Here is a 20,226-nt window from a genome sequence, read left to right as displayed (position 1 = left end):
TCTTTATTCGAGCAACATAGAAAAAAGTTCTACCATTCTTTATTTAATTGAGTTTACAAAAAAATAAAAAACAGCAGAACTTTATTCATTATCAACTTTAAAAACACATATCTAAATTATACGATTCGGTAAATAGACAGAAAATGTAGTTCCTTCTCCAACAACACTTGATACAGAAATTTTACCATCATGGCCTTGCACAATATTTTTCGCAATCGCAAGCCCGAGTCCTGTTCCACCCTTTTTCCCACGTGTTCTTGCTTTATCAGCTTTATAGAAACGATCAAATAAAAATGGAATATCCTCTTCTGGAATGCCTGCACCCGAATCTTGTACTTCAAAAATGAGGCCATTATTTTTCGTATCAATTACAAGCGTTACATGTCCGCCTGCGTTTGTATGACGTATTGCGTTATCAATTAAATTCGTCAATACTTGTTCCATACGATCTGCATCAAACGGGTATTGTTCAATTGGATCTTTGAAATCAACCGTTAACGCGACCTCTTTATCCTTTGCAATCCCTTGGAATTTACGACCTATTTTTTCAACGAAAGGATGAATATCAACTTCACCTATATGTAACTCTACATTACCACTTTCCATGCGTGCTAAATCTAATAATTCATTTACAAGTTTACCTAAACGAACGGATTCATCATAAATGATTTGAACAAACTCATTAATTTCTTCTTTCGTTTGCACAATATCATCTAAAATCGCTTCACTATACCCTTGCAGCATTACCATTGGTGTACGAAGTTCATGCGATACATTCGCAATAAAGTCTTGACGCATCTTTTCAAGACGGCGTTCTTCCGTCATATCTCGCAGTACCGCTACAGCTCCACGAATTTTCGTTTGATTGTAAAGCGGCGTCATAAGAACTACATAGTTCCCTTTTTGTAAATTAATTTCAACAACTTGTTGTTGTTCACTTTCTACAACAAGATGGAATAGTTCCACAAGTTCAGAAGGTAGTTTTTTACTTAGCTCTATCTCTTTTTCTTCTTGCCAAACTTGTAAGAAATGTTCGGCCGGCGGATTGATTACTACAACTTCACCTTCTTGATTTAATGTAATAACCCCATCTGCCATACTACTTAAAATACTAGCTAACTGTTCTTTCTCTTGTTGCAAGGCGTTCATATTAAACTTCAACTGTTTTCCCATTTGATTTAAGGCCGTTGCAAGCTCACCAATCTCATCCTGAGATACCATAGGAGCTTTCGCATCAAACTTCCCACGCGACACTTCAAAAGCAACCTCACGCATTTTACGAAGTGGTGCTGTAATTCGAGTAGATAAGAAGAACGCAAAGAAAGTTGTTAATATAATCGCAATTCCAGCCGATAAGAAAATAAAATCAGTCGTTCTTTCCATACCTTGTATCGGTACTTGTAAAGATTCATATACGAACACTGCACTTTGATTTTTTGATTGCACTGGTTTTCCGACGATCATAATATCATTTTCGGTGTTTTTATTCTTCCTACTATTAGACGCTTTTCTAATGTTATTCTTAATTTCTTTTTTGTCTGTAAACACAGCCGCTAATTCTTTATCTTCTTTTAAGTCATCCATTGTAAGAGTGACTAATCCTTCTTGTTTCGGTGAAGAAGAAATTTCTTTACCATCTTCTACAATAATAATCCTTGAAAGTGGATCAGAGAATTTGTAAGCGATATTCTCAATCGTTTTTACATCGGCACCTTCTTCAATTAACTCTGAAACACTTGTTGCGACTTTTTGAAGCCTAGCTTCACTCATATCAACATAGTATGTTCTAAAAAACTGTGAAAGTAAAATCGCAACAAATCCAAGCACGAACGAAACGAGAAGTAATATGGTCATCCATAACTTCCCTACTACACTTCTCCAAAGCATCAGTCGTTCACAACCTCAAATTTGTAACCTACACCCCAAACAGTAACAATCATTTTCGCTGCATCTGGTGATTTTTTGCTTAACTTCTCACGTAAACGTTTTACATGTGTATCAACTGTACGTAAATCTCCGAAGAATTCATATTGCCATACTTCTTTTAACAGTTGCTCACGATCGAATACTTTATCAGGAGCTTTCGCTAAAAATAATAGTAACTCATATTCTTTCGGCGTTAAGTTTACTTCATTACCATCTGCAGTAACACGGTGTGCATCGTTATCAATTGTTAAGTGCGGGAATACAGTAACATCTTTTGTCGTTGTATCTTGTGTAAAGAATGTTGTTGGTACAGCACGGCGTAATACCGCTTTCACACGTAGTACGACCTCACGTGGACTAAATGGCTTTACAATATAATCATCTGTTCCAACTTCAAATCCTTGTACTCTATTTACTTCTTCACCTTTTGCTGTCAGCATAATAATTGGTGTCGCTTTCTTCTCACGAACCCCTTTACATACTTCAATGCCATCTTTACCAGGCATCATAAGATCTAATAAGATTAAATCGTAATCATTTTGCAACGCCATTTCTAAAGCTGTATCACCATTATCTGCTTCTTCAATCGTATATTGTTCTCTTTCTAAGTACATTTTCAATAAACGACGAATGCGATCCTCATCATCTACAATTAAAATTCTTGATTCATTTTCCATCTCTACCCGCTGCGCACTCTCACCTCAGCGGTTCACACCTACCCTTCTTTAACTATTATGTTGCGCTATTCTCGTTTATTTAAGCAATCTTCTAAATGTTTCACTTCCCATATTATGCTTCACAAGAATAATAAATTTTGTTCAATTTTTTTCCAAAACTATGTATTTTTTTTGAACAGCATATAATGTCCTCGACATCATTTTACAAAATCAACCGCTACTTTGTCATGTTTTTCTCAAAAAAGAAGAAAAGTTGACAAAAATAAAATAGGAAAGTGACATGCACTCTCCTATTTTATTTCTCTATGCATATGAATGTAAACCGGCAATAATTAAGTTTACTACAATAAAGTTAAACATAATTATTGCAAAACCAATTACTGCAAGCCAAGCTGATTTCTCTCCATGCCATCCTTTTGATAGGCGTAAATGTAATACTGCTGCATAAAAGAGCCAAGTGATAAGTGCCCAAACCTCTTTTGGATCCCAGCCCCAAAAACGTGTCCACGCTATTTGTGCCCAAATCATCGCAAAAATTAATGCACCTAATGTGAAAACTGGGAATCCAATTGCAATAGATCGATATCCGATTTCATCTAGTAGATCACTATTCGTATTCTTTACTAACGGCTGAAGTGCCGCCGATACTCGCTTCCGTAAAACAAGTCTTAATACAATATACAGTAACGTTCCTACTAACACTGACCAAATAACAGTATTTAATTTTTTCGCATTTACAATCGCTGGAACTTCAACTGCCGGTTCTAATTTATTTTCTGTCAGTAACTTCCCTTCATGCGGTCCAACTAAGGCCGGAAGATTGTACTTCATTTCCAGTTGTTGTTCATTTTTATCAATCCATTGAAACTTCGCTTCATATTTCATACTAGAAAATACCGTTGTCACTCCAATAAACCCAACCGTACAAACAAGCGTGAATACGACCGTTTCTAACCAAAATGTACGTTTGCTTCTCGTTGATTGATCTACATTTTTCAATAAATACATAACGCCCGTAATAAAACTAATCGCTAAGATTGCTTGTCCTGCTGCTGCAGTCGTCACGTGAATATGTAACCAATTACTTTTTAAAGATGGAATGAGCGGAGATATTTCCCTCGGAAACATACTTGCATAGGCAATTAATAAAAGCGCAACTGGTAATGCAAATAGTCCGATTATACTTACACGGTACATAAAATACATGACAATAAATGCTCCTACAAGCATCATGCCGAAAAATGTACCGAATTCAAAAAAGTTACTAACTGGCGCATGCCCTGATGCAATCCACCTTGTAACAAAATATACTGTTTGTGCTATAAACCCTAAAATTGTAATCGTTATTCCTACATTTGCCCATTTATGACCCTTTTCTTTAATGGCTCCCCCAAAAAATAGAGTCGCAATTAAATATAAAATAAATGCGGTAAAGAGAAAGTTACTACTTATTTGCACCATATCGTTTCCCCACCTTAACTAATTTTTTTATCAATTACTTTATCATTTGGCTGTGGAATTGCTGTACCTTCTATTACTCTTTCAATATCTTTCTTTAAACCGAACCAATTTTTATTTGTATGCCCTGCAATCCACCATTCATCATTAACACGTTGTATCCAAATACGGCGATGATTCCAATACATACCTTGAATGACACCAACCATAAATATAAATCCTCCAATGCCGAGAATCCAAAGCGTTAAATCTTTTCTTACAGTAAGTGCTGTTGCATTTTGCATTTCCACACCTGCGAAGGACATTTTATATTTGTTATTCCCATCTGGTTCTATATTTTGCTGAATACCAACAAAACTCACTTCACCATCTGGCGTTTCAGGTGTAAACATTTTAAATACAAATGCAGGATTGTTTGGTAATTTCGTTTTTGTATTTGGTTTTCCATTCTCATCAAAATAAAAATCAGGAAAATAGCTTAATAGTTCTAAAGAATAACTATTTCCTAAATCATATTTTTCCTTAGGGTTCGTTAAATCTACTTTAATCGGTCCCCACTTTTGATTATTTTCTTTATTTTGCAAGTGAAAGGACATACTTTTAAATTCACTTTCTTTATAATCCACTTGATACACTGCAAATTGATCAAATTTCAGTGGTTCATTCACTCGAATTTCCGCTTCTTTTACTTTTTCTAATTTCGGTTTTTGTCCTGCTATATTTTCTCCTACTGCTTTATATAATACGGCATTCGTTTGGAAGTTTTTCGCAATCATTTTATCGCCTACACGATCAATCGCTTCCTCAAAAACTTCCTTGTCCTTACTTTTATCATAAACTTCTTTTATAAATTTTTCGTTTTTTAAGTAGTATTGTCCATCCGTCCCTGGTATTTCTTTCGTTTCACCGTCACGTAACCAAAGTGCTTCGTCTACGTACATACTCGGTAAAAAACGAAGCATCGCACCGAATAAAAAGATAATAAGACCGATATGATTCACATATGGACCCCAACGCGAGAAGCGTCCCTTTTCTGCTAAAACGTTTCCGTCTTCCACTTTCACGTTATAGTTTCTTTTCTTTAAATTCTTTTGCACTCTTTCCAGGTCACCATCTTGCGGTGTACCAGTCCCATATAATCTCTGTCTCTTTAAAAAGCTAGGATGTCTTTTTACGCCTTGCTTTTTTAAAGCTTTATAAAGTGGAATAACGCGGTCTAAACTACATATCACAAGAGAAATACCGATAGAAGCAATCAAAATCATATACCACCATGAACCGTATAAATTATTAAACCCTAATTGATAGTATAATTGTCCTAAAAATCCGTATTCTTGTTTATAATATTCAGCTGGTGCAATCCCTGGAGTTATGTACATTTCTTGCGGAAAAATAGTTCCTATCGCTGATGCAGCTAAAGTTATTACGATTAGCCATACACCCACTTTTACAGAAGAGAAAAAACTCCAAATTTTATCGACTATCGTTTTTGTCTGCGTGAGAGATCTCCGTGCACTCCCCTCATAGCGCATATCCAATAGTTTTGTATTTTCATTGCTTTCAAATGGTTTCCCGCAAGCTTCACAAAAAACGGTTCCTATCGGATTAACATGTCCACATTCACATTTAATTTCTTTCAACACTCTCACCGCCCCTGTATCTATATGTACTATTGTATATTCTAACCTCAAGTTACCGCAATACTCAGAATTTTTAAACCAGAGGCGCTACAGACACGCACCTCTTATGTAAAGGCTTTCTTTATTACGGAGTAATTTTCTTTAAATACCCTTCTAACTGTTCTTTCGTTTGTTCCCCTATAATTTGCTCCACTACTTTTCCATCTTTATCAATCAAAAAACTTGTCGGTAATGGACCTACGCCATATGTTCCTATAATCTTTTGTCCTTTATCAATGGCAACTGGGAATTTCAAACCATATTGGTTCACAAAGTTCTTTACTGCAATATCCGTTTCATCTGCATCTAACGCTATGATTTCAACGCCTTTTTCTTTATACTTTGGATATAATTCATTCATATAAGGCATTTCTTTTTCACAAGGTTTACACCACGTGCCCCAAAAGTTTAAAAATACACCTTTTCCCTTTAAATCTTTTAGTTCAATTTTCTTCCCTTCTAAATCCGTCACAACAAAGTTAGGTGCTTCTTTTCCGATTTGCATTTTCTCTTTATTAGCAAAGAATCCTTGATAAAGGGTAAATCCTACAGCACCACATAAAATGAGTAGAATAGTAACGCGAAATAATAAGCGATTTTTCTTCATATTACCTCTCCTCGGTACATGTTATGTATTATCTTCTGTAAATGTTGTATGAATAAATCACCAGCAGAGCACTCCACTGGTGAATTTTTAACTCTATAGCTTATCTTGGCTTTGTAGAAGCAAGTGCGCGTAATTGTTTCACCTCATGTGGTGTCAATTCTCTCGCATCACCAGGTCGCAGGCTTCCTACTTCTAAGAAAGCATAACGTTCACGTTTTAATTTCACTACTTTACAGTCTAACGCTTCAAACATACGACGTACTTGACGATTACGTCCTTCATGAATTGTTAATTGTACAATAGCCATCTCTTTACGCTTGTCCCAAGAAATAATTTTCACACGTGCTGGTGCTGTTTTACCGTCTTCTAACGTAACACCGCGTTCTAACATGCGAATTTTCTCACCTGTTAATGGACCTTTTATTTTTGCAACATACGTTTTTTCAACTTTATATCTAGGATGCATTAATACGTTTGCGAAGTCCCCATCGTTTGTCATTAATAATACGCCAGACGTATCATAATCTAAGCGTCCGATTGGGAATAAACGTTGTGTAATTTCCGGGAAAAAGTCCGTTACAACACTTCTTCCTTTATCATCTGATACACTTGAAATTACGCCAGTTGGTTTATATAGTAAAAAATAAACAGGTTCTTCTTTTTCAAGAGGGATGTTATTTACTTCTACTTTATCTTGAGGAGTTACTTTTGTCCCTAACTCCTTCACTATTTTCCCATTAACTTTCACTTTTCCTTGCTGAATTAATTCCTCAGCCTTTCTTCTCGATGCAATACCTGCTTGCGCAATCACTTTTTGTAATCGTTCCATTTCTTTTTTTCACCTCGAATTTATCTTACCTTACATTAGAAAGACTTGGCAACCGCATACGCTTTACGGCTATTCGCTTCATCTTACTTAAACAACATAGCGATGATAATAAACATATAAAGGTCAAATCATGTTTTTACCCTTTATTATTGTCCATATTTTTCATATTTCTCACAATAAAAGTTCATCATTTTGTCAAAAACACCACATAAAAAAACCACTATTAAGCTCTACACCTTAATAGTGGTCGTATACGTATTATAAGCGAAATAGTGTAAAAAATGAATAGTATTACTGAAACAATAAAGAAACGAATACAATTGAGCATATAATCCCGATTAAATCTGCAAAAAGTCCTACTTTTAGTGCATCCCCCATTTTTCTAATCCCAACCGCTCCAAAATATACAGTTAAAATATAGAAAGTCGTATCTGTGCTCCCTTGCATCGTAGAAGCCAATCTCCCAATAAAAGAATCTGGCCCATATGTAGCAATTAAATCGGTCGTAATACTTAAACCAGCAGAGCCTGAAATAGGGCGTATAAGTGCTAATGGTACAATTTCTGCTGGAACATGGATTAAATCTAACATTGGCTTCATTACCGATATCATTGCGTCTAACGCACCTGAAGACCGGAATATAGAAATAGACACAAGCATTCCAACCATAAATGGTAAGATAGAAATTGCAATTTGAATCCCTTCTTTTCCTCCCTCAACGAACGATTCATACGTCGGCACTTTCTTTATCGTGCCATATAAAAGGATAAAACCAATTACACAAGGGATTACCCATAAGGAAATTGTATTTACAATACTCATTTTTTCCGCCCCTTTCTACTCCTTCTTCGGTAAAAATAGCGGTCAATCCAAATTGCTCCAATCATAGAAAGTACTTGTGCAATAAATGTTACCCCAACAATTTCAGTAGGATTCGCTGATTCATACGTCATTCGAATCGAAATGACTGTCGTAGGAATTAATGTAATAGCTGATGTATTTAATGCTAGAAACGTCACCATAGAACGGCTCGCCGAATCCTTTCCTCCATTTAACTCTTTCAGTTGTTCCATCGCTTTAATGCCAAGAGGGGTTGCTGCATTACCTAGACCAAAAAAGTTTGCCATCATATTTGATAGAATAAATCCCATGGACGGATGATCCTTTGGTATTTCTGGAAACAACCTTTTTACTATCGGCATAAAAAGTGTAACTAATTTTTTTAACAATCCGGCTTCCTCTGCAATTTTCATTAAACCGAGCCAAAATACTAAAACACTAATAAGTCCTATACAAATCGTTACCGCATCTTTTGCTCCGTCAAATACAGCTTTATTCACTTCTTCCATCGTTCCATTTATCATGGCGTATACAATCCCAATGACAGCCATCGCTACCCATACGAGATTAACCATCGTTCCCAACACCTATCATGTAAGAAAAAATTTCTTTCACATTATTCCAGTAAAGTCCTGTTGTAGCTACTAACTTCCGTTTACTATAAAATAAATTCCGTTCCCCAACTTTCTCATTGCCAACATAAACATCTGTCTTTCCAACCTTTACTCCATCCTCAAGCTTTATACTTTTATCGAGTTCAACTTTTAATAATACGTTCTTTCTTTCCTCTTCAGTTAACGGCACGGAAAAACTATTTTTCGTATAAACATGGTTGGCATACTTCTTTTCATTTATTTCAGCAATTGCTCCTTGTCCTAAAACTTTCGTTTGTTTAAAACGTTCAAAACCTTTATCAAACAAATTCATATGATCATCCCAATCACTAGAAGCACTCAAAGTTACGACAATTAAATCTAGTCCACCTTTTGATGCCGTTGTCACAAGCGTTCGCCCAGCTTTCTTCGTAAAGCCTGTTTTTCCTCCTGTTGCAAATTCATAATAAGACGTTACCAGCTTATGTTTATTTTTCCACGGGTAATCCCAAGAATCTGATTTATACGTTTTAGTTCCGAAAATTTTCTTAAATGTCTCGTTTCCCATTGCATATTTCGTTAATAATGCCATATCGTAAGCCGATGAATAATGTGATCCATCTCCATCTAAGCCATGGGGGTTTGAGAAGTGCGTATCTTTCATTCCAATTTCTTTCGCTTTTTGATTCATTAAATATACGAATCCATCTATACTCCCACCCACACTTTCAGCAATTACTTGCGCTGCGTCATTACCAGATCTAAGCATGAGTCCGTATACTAAATCTTCTAACTTCACTTTTTGTCCAGGCTTTAAATAGATTGCCGATCCTTCCACCCTCACCGCTTCATTACTAACTGATACCATTTCTTTCATCTTCCCTGATTGAGCAGCTAACAAAGCGGTCATAATTTTTGTTATACTAGCAATTTTTTGAGGCTCATGTTCTGCTTTTCCGTATAATACTCGACCAGACTGTTGCTCCATTAATACAGCATTTCGAGCACTGACATTGCTGTTCATCTTTGCATATGTAGGAATCGGCATAACGCTTGCATACATCATAAGAAGCGTAATGATTATACAAATTCGTCTCATATTTCCCCCCACGTCCTTTTGGCACTTTTTGTACAAGTGTATGCTTGGCCTTTTAAAATATGAACGAAATCTTCCTTCTACTTCCATTAAAAAAGACGCAGAGAATTTGCGTCTAATATGGTGTCCATTCAATTTGTTTCGCAGTTTCAAACCTTTTTTCTACATCAGGCCAATTTACAACATTCCACCAGTTTTTAATATATTCATCTTTTCGATTTTGGTATTGTAAATAATACGCATGTTCCCAGACATCTAGTACAAGGAGCGGTATCGTATCCCATTGTGTAAATAATTGATGAAGTGTACTTTGCAAAATTTCTAACCTTCCAGACCGGGGCACCCAAACGAGAATTGCCCAGCCTGAACCTTCTACTTTAGAGGCCGCTTCTGTAAAATGTTTTTGAAAACGTAAAAAGCTCCCAAAATCTTTTTCAATTTGTTGTGAAAAAGCTCCTCTTGGACTTCCACCACCGTCTTTTTTCATGTTATTCCAAAATATCGTGTGTAAGTAATGACCTGACCCATGAAAAGCCGCTTCCCTTTCCCAATGCTTAATTAAATCAAATTTATTTGTTTTTCTCGCTTCTTCCATCATCTTCTCTGCTTTATTTAACCCTTCCACGTAACTCCGATGATGTTTATCATGATGTAATATCATAATTTCTTTAGAAATATACGGTTCTAATGCATTATACGGATAAGGTAATGGCGGGAGTGTATGTCCTCCAATTGGGACAGCTCGTTCACTATCCCCTCTTTCATATAATTCATATTCTTCTTCTTGCATAAATACTTCCTGCAAGTGATGCTGAATATGTTCTACATCATCGCTTATTTCATACATAAACTCTGCATCTGTTTCATACTCATGCTCTTTCATACGCTCTAATAACGTCTGAATTTTATAAGCAAGCATATGGACATCATACACTTCCATTGCACGGCTATCTAATACGTGAAGAACACTTTCACACCAATTTTCTACTTCATGAAAGTAATCTGTAAATACACCTGGTTGATTCATGTTGCACCTCCCTAATGCTATCCACTTAACTATATTCAATGAAAATCCCTTATATAACTGTACAAAAGGAAAAGAAGCTAAGTCACCTTAGCTTCTTTTCCTCAATCAATATTTGTGTAACATCTTTGTCTGATAATCGGTCTCATAATATTCTAGTTCTTCACGCATCAATTGAAATTTACCTTCTAAACTCTTCATCACTTGCTCTAAAGATACAGGTGGTGTTTGTTGAAAAACGATAGAATTTTTCCCTGTATATGCAGACCGACTATTTTCATACCAATGATCACTCTTCGGTGAAAAAAACTCTGCAATTACTTGATGGTAAATCTTATATAAAATTTTTTCAGCTGCTGTTTTTCGAAATGGCTGACTATTCAACAAAACAAGACATGCATCCTGTCCTTCTTCGCAAAAAACGAGAAGTCGTCTCATTGATGCTAATAACCCTTTATAATATCGCTCATTCCCTGCTGGTGTTTCCTCTAATAAAGAAGGTAACGTATGATAATTCACATAATTGGTTATCAAATTAATAGCATCTTCTAAAAATATAGAAACTTGTTCTGTTTGATTTTCAACCATCAAATTAGACATTTTTTCTCTCTCCTTTGCCATTTCACGCTATTTCTACTCTTTTATTTTTATGTAATTCAGTTAATATTTCTTGTACTTTCGACACCGTTCCCTCATCAAAATATTGTTGAAATTCTTCCATATTATTTAAATACAAACGTTTTTGCGCACGAAGCTCCCTGTCTTTCACTAAACAACATATCGCTACAATATCGCGCAAATATATGTTTTGTTCTTCTACTTTATACACTGGATTTCCTTCAAAAGGATTAATTTCTTGTAAAACTTCTTCAAAATATCGAACGTATAAAACCGAAAAAGTTTTCTCTTTATCATTTAATATATATGTCACTTCAGATCTGTTAAAAAAATCTTCTGATGTATTAGGTTTCGCTTTTTCTAACTCATACCCTACGTAACTTTTTATAATCATATACTCCCCTCCCCTTTCTTTCATTTTATTCTAACTTAATTTTCTGATAAACAAAATATTCCTTTAAATATACCTATATAAAAAATAGCTCGCCTATACAGGATTTTACCTTTTTATTTTTCTTGAAGTTTGTCATAATAATATTATTGTCTCAGTTTTCTTATACAAGGAGAGTTGTATTTATGTCGTTTTCATGGAAACGTTTCTTACAAATCGGGAAAATTATCTTCCCATTTGTTGTATTAACAATTGTATTCTTTCAAGCAAAAAAAGAACTAGCGGGCATTTCTTTTTTAGAAGCGATTGATACAATTAAAAACATTCCAACCGGAGGAGTCTTTTTAGCAATTACACTTGGTGCATTCGCTGTATCAACAATGTTCTTTTATGACTATGTTATGCTTCGTTACTTAAAAGCTGATATCCCTGTCCAAAAGATTTTCCGTATCTCGTGGATTGCTAATACTTTAAATGGATTTATCGGGTTTGGTGGTCTTGTTGGGGCCGGCGTACGCACAATGCTTTATCGTCCATATATAAAAGAAAATGGAAAACTTATTAAAAGTATCGCTTGGATGACAACTGCCTTTATTAATGGATTAGCCATTCTTTCATTTCTTGGTCTTATCGGAATATTAGACACGAGATTTATTCTGCATGAAAAACCATGGCTATGGCCTGTTCTTATCTTCTTCGCTCTTTTCGTCCCTATATATATCGGATTTTCTAAATTAAAAAATAGAAAAGCGACGCAAACAGAGGAACAAGAAGAAGAGGAGAAAAACCCAACTGTTTTATACTCATTAGTTTCATTAGTCGAATGGGTATCTGCTGGTATTGTTATGTACGTCATATTACTATTATTTGGCATTGAAATCGAATTCCAAAAGTTTTTAGGCGTATATGTTATTGCTGCTTTAGCTGGTGTCGTTAGTCTTGTTCCTGGTGGCCTTGGATCATTTGATCTTGTCTTCTTAACTGGGCTTGGGCAATACGGCATCGATACAGGTGTTTTACTCCCTGCTATGTTATTATATCGTCTCGTCTATTACATCTTGCCCTTCTGCCTTGGTCTCATTTTTGCAGCTTTTGAAATGACAGGAGTAGCCATTAAAAAGTTTGAAGATAAACCTTTTATTGCGCCTGCATTAGAGACAACTGGTGTTATATGGACTTTGCAGCGTGACTTTCTAGGAAAGTTAGGTTCTTGGGCATCTGCTGCTTTAACAGTATTTGCTGGCTTAATGGTTATTTTATCAACCATTCTACCAACAAGTATAAATCGGGCACACGCCTTACATATTCTAGCTCCAAAACATCTTATTCAATTTTCTTTTAGCTTATCGCTAACATTCGGTATTCTCCTCCTCATTCTTTCGCGGGGGATATATTACGGAACAAAACGTTCTTATTATATGACGATTGTTTCTTTAATTGGAGCGGCTATTTTTAACACACTAAAAGGAATTGATGTTGAAGAAACTTTTATTTTATTAATCGTACTCGCCGTATTGTATATGCTTCGTAAAAGGTTTGTACGTGAGAAAATGGAAGTCTCACTTTCCGATATCGTAAAAGTTTTTATATTCCTACTTGTAACGTTATATTTATATAAAAACTTAGGTATTTTATTTGCAGGTGCAAAAGAAGCTTTCAAACCTGATTTTGTCGTTCGTAATATTACACAAGTGAAACGAAGTGCATTAGCAGCTGCCTTTTTTGTTCCTACTTTTTTACTAATTGGTTCACTCATTGCAAATCGTTATCGAAATGAATTTCCCGGGCAACCAGCTAATGATAAACGATTACAAAACTTCTTAGATGAACATGGTGGAAATGTACTTAGTCATTTAGGTTTTTTAGGAGATAAACAGTTCTTTTTCAGTAGTGATGGAAAAGCACTCATTCTCTTCTCAATAACTGGAAAACGACTTATTGTACTAGGTGATCCAATTGGAGACCCTTCCTCCTATCGTACTGTATTGCAAGAGTTTTTAGCTGAGGCTGATCGATTTGGATACATTTGTGTATTCTATCAAATTGAAAGTAAATGGATGAGTTTATACCACGATTTTGGTTATAACTTCTTTAAGCTTGGTGAAGAAGCTGTTGTTGATTTAAATACCTTTACAATAACAGGAAAGAAACGCGCTGGCATGCGAGCTACTTTCAACCGTTTTGAAAGAGAAGGCTATACATTCTCTATTCATGAGCCACCTTTCTCCGACGAATTATATGAAGAGTTAAGAAAAGTTTCAGATGCATGGCTTGGTGGAAAAAAAGAGAAAGGTTTTTCACTCGGATACTTCGATCGTGAATATATTAGTCGCGCTCCTATCGCAACATTATCTGATGCGGATGGAAAAATCATTGCATTCACAACATTCATGCCCGTATATCAAAACGGATCATTATCTGTCGATTTAATGCGATATTACCCAGATGCGCCTAGCGGCATTATGGACGCAATTTTCATCCACTTATTCCAGTGGGCAAAAGAAAATGAATACCACTCCTTTAATATTGGTATGGCACCACTTTCAAATGTTGGTTTATCCACACAGTCTTTCTGGTCTGAACGAGTGGCTGCTGCGATCTTTAATAATGTTCGCTATACGTATAGTTTCAGCGGATTACGACATTTTAAAGAAAAATATAAACCAGCATGGAGCGGTAAATATTTAGCATTTAGGAAGAATCATTCTTTACCAATTACAATGCTCTCTGTAACAAAATTAATAGGAAAAAGAAAAAACAGCTAAATTCTTAGCTGTTTTTTCTTTTTTGAACTTGTACAATAAATTCTTTTTCATACTTCTTACCATTTATATAGAAATTCCCCCACATTTTATACGTGCCCTCGGCAGGAAATGTAATCCGGTATTGTAATTGCTCATCCGTATCTACAGGCATAGCGTATAAAAAGTTCTCCTTCGTTTCATCCACTATATAGAGTGACTCTACTTCCCCTCTCTCTGAATGTAATTTCAATTTTCCACCCTTTTTCGCTTGAAACTGAAATGTTAACGTAACTGGTTCATTCGGATGTAATGCGCCAAATAAAAGAGAAACTTCATACTCTCCTATTTTTTTTGTAAGTACACTGTCGATTGGAAATTTCACTTTTTTCTTATTGTTCTCCTCTTTCGTTCTACCAAAATCTTTCCTAGCGAATGACTCTACGGACTTATTTTTGTCTTCGTATAAAAATATTGTATATTCTTCGTCTTTCGCTATTTTGGAAGATAACTTATATGACCCGTTCCCTGCAAATGTGGGTTTAATTTGTTGTATGTTTTTTAACTGTCCATCTACAATCACTGCCCTCATTTGATCATTTACACCACGAATTTCATTATTCTTGTTGTTTAACAACTGAAATACAATATCTACTTTCTCATTTCCCTTTCCATTTGAAACATCCCACTTTACTTCCTGAACATCTCCTACAGTCTCTTCGTTTTCTTGATATTTTTTTATGTAAAATCCTCCTGCCACAATAAGTACTAACGCAATAAGCCCAATGACAAGATTTTTCAAAACATCACCTACCATTTTTATTGTCTCTATTCATACAAAACTTCTTAAGATATATATTCTAGATTATGATTTATGAAATCCTCCTATTTTGTACATATTACAAATAATAAAAAGATTTTAATTGAAAGGATTCGTAGTGTATAATGCAAATGATATTGATTTCTATCAATACATTATAAGGAGGACTTTTTTATGAGTGTACATATCGAAGCAAAACAAGGCGAAATCGCTGAATCTATTCTATTACCTGGTGATCCATTACGTGCAAAATATATCGCTGAAACATTTCTAGAGGACGTTACTTGCTATAATAATGTGCGTGGTATGTTAGGTTTCACTGGAACTTATAAAGGAAAACGTGTATCTGTTCAAGGTACAGGTATGGGTGTTCCTTCTATTTCTATTTATGTAAACGAATTAATCCAAAGCTACGGCGTTAAAAATTTAATTCGCGTTGGAACTTGCGGTGCAATTCAAAAAGATGTAAAAGTTCGTGATGTTATTATCGCAATGACGGCTTGTACTGATTCTAATATGAACCGTTTAACATTCCCAGGATTTGATTTTGCACCAGCTGCAAACTTTGACCTTTTAAAGAAAGCTTATGATGCTGGAACTGAAAAAGGATTACACGTTCGTGTCGGTAACGTTTTAACAGCAGATGTGTTTTATCGTGAAAGCATGGACATGGTTAAAAAACTTGGAGATTACGGTGTATTAGCAGTAGAAATGGAAACAACTGCTCTTTACACATTAGCAGCAAAATACGGTGTAAATGCATTATCTGTATTAACAGTTAGCGATCACATCTTCACCGGCGAAGAAACTACATCTGAAGAGCGTCAAACTACATTTAACGAAATGATTGAAATCGCTTTAGATGCAGCAATTCAACAATAATACACTAAAGAACTTGTCATACGTCTGGCGAGTTCTTTTTATGTGACTTTTTATAAATAACTACTTTATAAAGAGACAGATTTCTCCCCTCTACTTTCTTGTAACGTTTGTTATAATAAAGAAATCATTTACAGTATTTCTCATAAGAGGTGACGCAGTGAAAAACAGAAGTATCGTCTTTAAACTATTTTTATTAACATCCACTTTATTTACAATCATATTCCTACTTTTTTTCCTAGGACAATCTCTATTTTTAGAGAAATTTTATATTAATAAAAAAGTAAAAACAGTCCAAACTGCTTTTGAAAAATTCGTAGATAATTATGATAAAAGTGATAAAAGTTATGAGCAGGTTAGAAAACTAAAACAAGAATTTCATGATAAAACAAATGCAGATATGCAGTTTTTGGATTCTAACGGTATTATTAAAAGTGATAACAATTACTATATCGATGTATTTAATCCCAACAATAATAAACAGTATTCCATTCCACTCAATAATCTTTTAACACCAGAAGAATATAATAAATTCGAAAATTTAGGTTTAAAAAAAGATGTAATAATCAATGTTGATGGAGTCGTACAAGAGAATAATATAATCACACCACAAAAATTAGGAACGAATTATAATCAATGGCAGAACGAACATTTCTATTCGGATTTTCAGTCAATTAATGGTAACCCTTCTAAGAACAGACTTGCAAGCCGATACAAATCTACAACTCGAATCATCTTTACAGGTGTTATAACTAAGTTACAGCTCCCATCCAAAGCTGAGGTTCGTCTTGCAAATGATATTGAAACATTACAAGCCGTTCAATATTTTGCAGATATGATTAGAGAGGGCACTTCTAACTCGAACCAATTAAGTACTTTCATATTAGATGGCGGAGAAAATATAAAAAATAGTATCTTTGTAAAACCTATTATAGAAAATGGAAGGATTACAGAATATGCTTTTGCGATAGCATCTTTGCAGCCTGTTAATGAAGCAATGCTCGTTTTAAAAGATTATTATGTCTATGCCTTAATCATCGTGTTTCTCGTAATTATTTTGTTATCCTTCTACTACTCAAAAATCATTGTTAAGCCATTAATTAAAATAAATCGTGTTACAAAAAAAATGGCTAATTTTGATTTCAGCGAGAAATTACCTGTTACAGCTGACGATGAAATTGGCGGGCTTTCCGGCAGTATCAATACATTATCTGTAAATTTAAAAGATCGAATCGATCGATTAAATGTTGCTAATACAAAGTTACAACAAGATATTGAACGTGAACGTCAATTAGAAAAAACAAGAAAAGAATTCATTTCTGGCGTATCACACGAATTAAAAACACCGCTAAGTGTAATTAGAAGTTTTGCAGAAGGAATTAAGGATGGTGTTAGTAAGGATACTTCGTATTATACTGATGTTATTTTAGAAGAAACAGAAAATATGAACAGGCTGATTGTTGAAATGTTAGAATTAGCAAAGTTGGAATCTGGTACTTACAAACTAGATATGACGACGTTCTCAATCGGTGAATTAACGCAACAAGTCTACACAAAATTATTATTTAGCATGGAAGAAAAACATTTACAAGTGAACATCGATGCAGACCCTTCTATACTTGTTAAAGCAAATCGCAGTCGCATTGAGCAAGTAGTTGTGAACTTACTAAGTAATGCAATCCGTTATACGCCAGATGGAGAAAAAATACAAGTCTCCATTATAGAAGCAGAAGATACCGTAAAAGTCGAAATCGAAAATACAGGAAACCCTATCCCTGAAGAAAGTCTTGAAAAAATTTGGGATCGCTTCTATCGTCTAGATGCATCACGTAGCCGTCACACTGGAGGTACCGGTCTTGGATTATCTATCGTAAAAAACATTTTAGACCTTCATCATGCCGAGTACGGTGTGTATAATACGACTAACAGTGTTGTATTCTATTTCAATTTACAAAAAGTAAAAGAAGTCAAATAATTTGTCTTAATTTCACTAGGAGTTCACATGAAATTCACACTCTCCCTTTATAGTAAGAAACAAGTTAATCCTTTCCTTTACACATATAAAAGAGGAGAGTGCGTGAAATGAAACAAGCAGGACAACCTATTCAAAATGAAAAACAATTAGAAACTATCAAAAATATACTTTTACAATCTTCGAAACGTGATGGCTTATTATTCGTATTAGCTGTAAATTCTGGCTTAAAAGTAAGTGAAATCTTACAATTAAAAGTTAGTGATGTAATCGATGAAAATGAAAATGTTCGCCATTCCATTTTATTTTACAATGAAAAAGTGAAGAAACATAAATGGTTTGCTGTAAATGAAGACTTACAGCACGCAATCGAAGACTACATGAAAGAACGTAAAACTTGGAAACGTAATGAACCATTGCTAAAATCTCAAAAAGGAACAAAATCTATTACGAGACAACATGCATGGTACATTTTAAACAAAGCTGCAAAAGAAGTTGGATTAGAAGGGATTAGCTCACATACACTTCGAAAAACTTGGGGTTATTGTGCATACAAATCAGGTGTTGATATTGCGTTTTTACAACACTTCTTTGATCACAGTACTCCATCAAAAACTTTAAAGTATATCGGTATTGCTTAATAACTCTTATACATAAAAAAGGTTACCATTTGAAAATTTGGTAACCTTTTTTATATTTCATATTCTCTTTTCTTGTCTCTCCTATACTGTAGTGGTACTCTAATAATAAGGGGGAGAAATTATGAACACACTTACAATTGAATTACCAAAAGAAACGGCTGAAAAACTTGATTTATTAAAACAAGCTTATGAAAAGAAAACAGGTGCTTCTATCTCTGAGAGCACTCTCGTTCAAACACTTATCTCAAAAGAATTTATCCAAGCGATAACTCCTTTTGATTTACAACAATTCGTCAATGGAAAAGAACAGCATTAATCGCTGTTCTTTTTTTATCTCTATTTAAAATATACAAGTTTTTTATATATTTTTAGAAAAACCATTGACAATGATAATGATAACCATTATCATTTATTATGAAGCCAACAATTGATGAATCAACCAAACGCTCAGTAACATTGTTACCCCTCTTTTTCATATAGAAAGGCACTGTACATTCCCCCTGTTTGTACAGTGCCTTTCTTGTTTATTATCATTCAAAAAAATTTAATTGCTCCGGCTTCGGCTCACCATATGTAATGTTCATCATTTTCATAAGCTGTTTCGCATTATCTGCTGCATCCCCACCTGAATTGTTGTTAAACAGTACGTATATATCCTTTGTTTTCTTTTTTAATTGCTCTAATCGTTCAACCCATTCTTCCAGTTCTTTATTGTTGTAGCGATATAAACAGCGAACCGCTCTCCAATTTTCCCCTTTATCAAGCCAACCATGAACATTTCGACCGTGAAAACGTATTAATGCCATGTCTGAATTCGTAACCTCTAACACGAGTGGCACAGAACCTATCCCAGCCTGTGGTTCATCACAAATTGTATGAATCCATTTCTCCTGTTCTAGAAACTGTAACGTCTTATCTCTCATTTCTGGATAAAACCATGTTTGATTTCGAAATTCTATTGCACATGGTAAACCTTCCATTTTTTCTTTCGTATATCGAAGAAAATCTACATTTTTCTTTTTGCAATCAAACCATGGCGGATATTGAAATAAAATTGTTTTTAATTTACTAGCTTCAATTAAAGGAAGAATAGATTGTTTATATACATCAAACATCTCATCGAACGTAGAAAAAGGAATTTCACCTTTCATATGTCCTGTCATTCCTTGATATGCTTTTACTATAAAAGAAAAATCTTTCGGTGTTTCCATTGCCCATTTTATATAGTTTCGTGCAGGTTGCATCGCATAAAATGAACTGTCCACTTCTACAATAGAAAAATACTCACTATATGTTCGTAATTTATTTCTATTTTCATAGGCGTCTATATATAAAGAATCATGATCTCCCCACCCTGTTACTCCAATGAAAAGCAAATATATTCCTCCCTTTTTAACTTCACCTTCTATCCATTCTACTCAATTACTGAACACTT

19 protein-coding genes are annotated in these 20,226 nt (G+C 34.7%); 5 read left to right on the top strand and 14 right to left on the bottom strand.

The features are described from left to right. Positions 1-111: 111 nt before the first annotated feature. The 12 genes from resE to MR143_RS00380 all read right to left on the bottom strand — a co-directional run bounded on the left by resE (position 112) and on the right by MR143_RS00380 (position 11,741). On the bottom strand, positions 112-1,887 hold the full coding sequence (gene resE, locus MR143_RS00435; RefSeq protein ID WP_000964680.1) for a sensor histidine kinase ResE: 1,776 nt from the start codon (positions 1,885-1,887) through the stop codon (positions 112-114). Further along, positions 1,887-2,603 (bottom strand): DNA-binding response regulator ResD, encoded by a 717-nt coding sequence (resD, locus tag MR143_RS00430; RefSeq protein WP_000426861.1) that lies wholly within the window; start codon positions 2,601-2,603, stop codon positions 1,887-1,889. Before resD ends, resE begins: the two co-directional genes overlap by 1 nt. Before the next feature lie 303 nt (positions 2,604-2,906). After that, entirely contained in the window at positions 2,907-4,064 is a 1,158-nt protein-coding gene (gene resC / locus MR143_RS00425) for a cytochrome c biogenesis protein ResC (protein ID WP_000250081.1), read from the bottom strand. Positions 4,065-4,078: 14 nt separating this feature from the next. Continuing rightward, a complete protein-coding gene (resB, locus tag MR143_RS00420; RefSeq protein ID WP_000910550.1) occupies positions 4,079-5,704 on the bottom strand; it encodes a cytochrome c biogenesis protein ResB in 1,626 nt (541 codons plus the stop codon). 121 nt (positions 5,705-5,825) lie between these two features. Beyond that, complete coding sequence (gene resA / locus MR143_RS00415; protein WP_000742212.1) at positions 5,826-6,347, bottom strand: thiol-disulfide oxidoreductase ResA; 522 nt, start codon at positions 6,345-6,347, stop codon at positions 5,826-5,828. 100 nt (positions 6,348-6,447) lie between these two features. After that, positions 6,448-7,176 carry a 23S rRNA pseudouridine(2605) synthase RluB gene (rluB, locus tag MR143_RS00410; protein WP_000440556.1) on the bottom strand — a complete coding sequence of 243 codons (729 nt, stop codon included), beginning with the start codon at positions 7,174-7,176 and terminating at the stop codon, positions 6,448-6,450. Between the two features lie 291 nt (positions 7,177-7,467). Beyond that, positions 7,468-7,998: a spore maturation protein SpmB gene (spmB, locus tag MR143_RS00405; RefSeq protein ID WP_000029514.1), complete on the bottom strand. Its 531-nt coding sequence runs from the start codon at positions 7,996-7,998 to the stop codon at positions 7,468-7,470. Beyond that, the gene (spmA, locus tag MR143_RS00400; protein ID WP_000247811.1) at positions 7,995-8,591 is read right to left on the bottom strand and encodes a spore maturation protein SpmA; all 597 of its coding nucleotides are present in this window, start codon (positions 8,589-8,591) and stop codon (positions 7,995-7,997) included. The genes spmB and spmA overlap by 4 nt, the downstream gene beginning before the upstream one ends. Next, on the bottom strand, positions 8,584-9,708 hold the full coding sequence (locus MR143_RS00395) for a D-alanyl-D-alanine carboxypeptidase family protein (RefSeq protein ID WP_001252607.1): 1,125 nt from the start codon (positions 9,706-9,708) through the stop codon (positions 8,584-8,586). The genes spmA and MR143_RS00395 overlap by 8 nt, the downstream gene beginning before the upstream one ends. Before the next feature lie 112 nt (positions 9,709-9,820). After that, the gene (locus tag MR143_RS00390) at positions 9,821-10,732 is read right to left on the bottom strand and encodes a superoxide dismutase (protein ID WP_001075447.1); all 912 of its coding nucleotides are present in this window, start codon (positions 10,730-10,732) and stop codon (positions 9,821-9,823) included. Between the two features lie 105 nt (positions 10,733-10,837). Beyond that, positions 10,838-11,329, bottom strand: a complete 492-nt coding sequence (locus MR143_RS00385) for a YpuI family protein (RefSeq protein WP_000067558.1) — start codon at positions 11,327-11,329, stop codon at positions 10,838-10,840. 22 nt (positions 11,330-11,351) lie between these two features. Then, positions 11,352-11,741, bottom strand: coding sequence for a hypothetical protein (locus tag MR143_RS00380; protein WP_000584658.1), 390 nt, complete (start codon positions 11,739-11,741; stop codon positions 11,352-11,354). Between the two features lie 182 nt (positions 11,742-11,923). On the opposite strand from MR143_RS00380, the gene mprF reads away from it, so the two are divergent. Next, positions 11,924-14,503 (top strand): bifunctional lysylphosphatidylglycerol flippase/synthetase MprF, encoded by a 2,580-nt coding sequence (gene mprF, locus MR143_RS00375; RefSeq protein WP_000010848.1) that lies wholly within the window; start codon positions 11,924-11,926, stop codon positions 14,501-14,503. Between the two features lie 4 nt (positions 14,504-14,507). Here mprF and MR143_RS00370 read toward each other — a convergent pair whose 3' ends face one another. Continuing rightward, positions 14,508-15,296: a hypothetical protein gene (locus MR143_RS00370; protein ID WP_000232607.1), complete on the bottom strand. Its 789-nt coding sequence runs from the start codon at positions 15,294-15,296 to the stop codon at positions 14,508-14,510. A 177-nt stretch (positions 15,297-15,473) separates the two neighbouring features. Here MR143_RS00370 and deoD point away from each other — a divergent pair, with 177 nt between their 5' ends. The 4 genes from deoD (at position 15,474) to MR143_RS00350 (ending at position 19,107) form a co-directional block, all read left to right on the top strand. Beyond that, a complete protein-coding gene (gene deoD, locus MR143_RS00365; RefSeq protein ID WP_000110707.1) occupies positions 15,474-16,181 on the top strand; it encodes a purine-nucleoside phosphorylase in 708 nt (235 codons plus the stop codon). 157 nt (positions 16,182-16,338) lie between these two features. Continuing rightward, positions 16,339-18,153 (top strand): sensor histidine kinase, encoded by a 1,815-nt coding sequence (locus MR143_RS00360; RefSeq protein WP_000797512.1) that lies wholly within the window; start codon positions 16,339-16,341, stop codon positions 18,151-18,153. Positions 18,154-18,260: 107 nt separating this feature from the next. Then, the gene (locus MR143_RS00355; RefSeq protein ID WP_000806236.1) at positions 18,261-18,791 is read left to right on the top strand and encodes a tyrosine-type recombinase/integrase; all 531 of its coding nucleotides are present in this window, start codon (positions 18,261-18,263) and stop codon (positions 18,789-18,791) included. Between the two features lie 121 nt (positions 18,792-18,912). After that, entirely contained in the window at positions 18,913-19,107 is a 195-nt protein-coding gene (locus MR143_RS00350) for a DUF3924 domain-containing protein (RefSeq protein ID WP_001094860.1), read from the top strand. Positions 19,108-19,321: 214 nt separating this feature from the next. Here MR143_RS00350 and MR143_RS00345 read toward each other — a convergent pair whose 3' ends face one another. Continuing rightward, a complete protein-coding gene (locus MR143_RS00345; RefSeq protein ID WP_074594467.1) occupies positions 19,322-20,167 on the bottom strand; it encodes a DUF72 domain-containing protein in 846 nt (281 codons plus the stop codon). Between the last annotated feature and the right edge of the window lie 59 nt (positions 20,168-20,226).

This window comes from Bacillus cereus group sp. BfR-BA-01347 (genome assembly GCF_022663835.1).
In the GTDB taxonomy this organism is placed as follows: domain Bacteria; phylum Bacillota; class Bacilli; order Bacillales; family Bacillaceae_G; genus Bacillus_A; species Bacillus_A thuringiensis_K.
This window is presented reverse-complemented; position numbering and strand designations above follow the sequence as displayed.